Source organism: Pseudoduganella sp. RAF19 (assembly GCF_052114165.1).
Classification (GTDB): domain Bacteria; phylum Pseudomonadota; class Gammaproteobacteria; order Burkholderiales; family Burkholderiaceae_D; genus Rugamonas.
The window spans coordinates 1-1272 of sequence record NZ_JBFREF010000031.1 but is presented as its reverse complement, the minus strand read 5'-3'; the positions used below and the strand labels follow the sequence as shown (position 1 = coordinate 1272).

The 1272-nt window shown below is 61.3% G+C and carries 1 protein-coding gene; it reads right to left on the bottom strand.

The window, feature by feature from the left end:
• Window positions 1–1272, bottom strand: a 1272-nt coding sequence (locus tag AB4Z19_RS30450; RefSeq protein WP_442037143.1) for an efflux RND transporter permease subunit, incomplete at both ends; no start/stop codon positions are given.

The following is a 1272-nucleotide window of genomic DNA, read 5'->3' as shown; positions in this document are numbered from 1 at the left end:
GCCCGGCGGCACCAGCTTGAACATGAAGCCTGCGGCCACGGCCAGCACGGCGTACACCACCAGCGAGCTGCCCTTGCGCTTCAACACGCCGGTCACACCCGTTTCGTAGCCATGCGAAGCACGGTTGAAGAAGCGGTTGAACCACTTGAAGAAGCSGCCGAAGATCTTGTCCATGAYRCGGGTCAGSRMRTCCTTCGGTGCATCGTGCGGTTTCAGCAGCGAGGCCGCCAGCGCAGGCGCCAGGGTCAGGGAGCTGAAGGCCGAGATCACGGTCGAGAAKGCGATGGTCAGCGCGAACTGCTTGTAGAACTGGCCGSWCAGRCCGGACACGAAAGCGATCGGCACGAACACGGCGCACAGCACCAGCGCAATCGCGATAATCGGGCCGGACACTTCCTTCATCGCCTGGATGGTTGCATCGCGCGGCGACAGGCCGTTCTCGATATTMCGCTCGACGTTTTCCACCACCACGATCGCATCGTCCACCACGATACCGATGGCCAGCACGAGGCCGAACAGCGACAGCGTGTTGATGGAGAAGCCAAAGCCCAGCATCACCGCAAACGTACCCACCACCGATACCGGCACGGCCAGCAGCGGAATCAGCGATGCACGCCAGGTTTGCAGGAACACGATCACCACGATCGCCACCAGGATAATGGCTTCCAGCAGCGTGTGGATCACAGCGCGGATCGACTCGCGCACGAATTGGGTCGGGTCGTACACAATCTTGTATTCGACACCTTCCGGGAAATCTTTCGACAGGCGCGCCATGGTCTCGCGCACATCATGCGACAGCTGCAGGGCGTTCGCATTCGGTGCCTCGAAAATCGGGATCGCAACGGCCGACTTRTTGTTCAGCAGGGAGCGCAGCGCGTAGGAGTTGGAACCCATCTCCATGCGTGCCACGTCCTTCAGCAGGGTGACTGCACCATCGGCATTGGTCTTCAGCACGATATTGCCGAATTCTTCTTCCGATTGCAGACGGCCYTGCGTGTTCACGGTCAGCTGGAAGTCCGCGTTCTTGGACGGACCYTGGCCGATCACACCGGCTGCCACCTGYACGTTCTGCTCGCGGATCGARTTRACSACGTCACCTGCGGTCAGGCCGCGCGCCGCCACTTTCTGCGGGTCGAGCCAGATACGCATGGCGTAGTCGCCGGAGCCGAACAGCTGCACTTCGCCCATGCCAGGCAAGCGGGCCAGCTGGTCCTTGATGTTCAGCACCGCATAGTTACGCAGATACAGGTCGCTGTAGCGGCCATTCGGCGG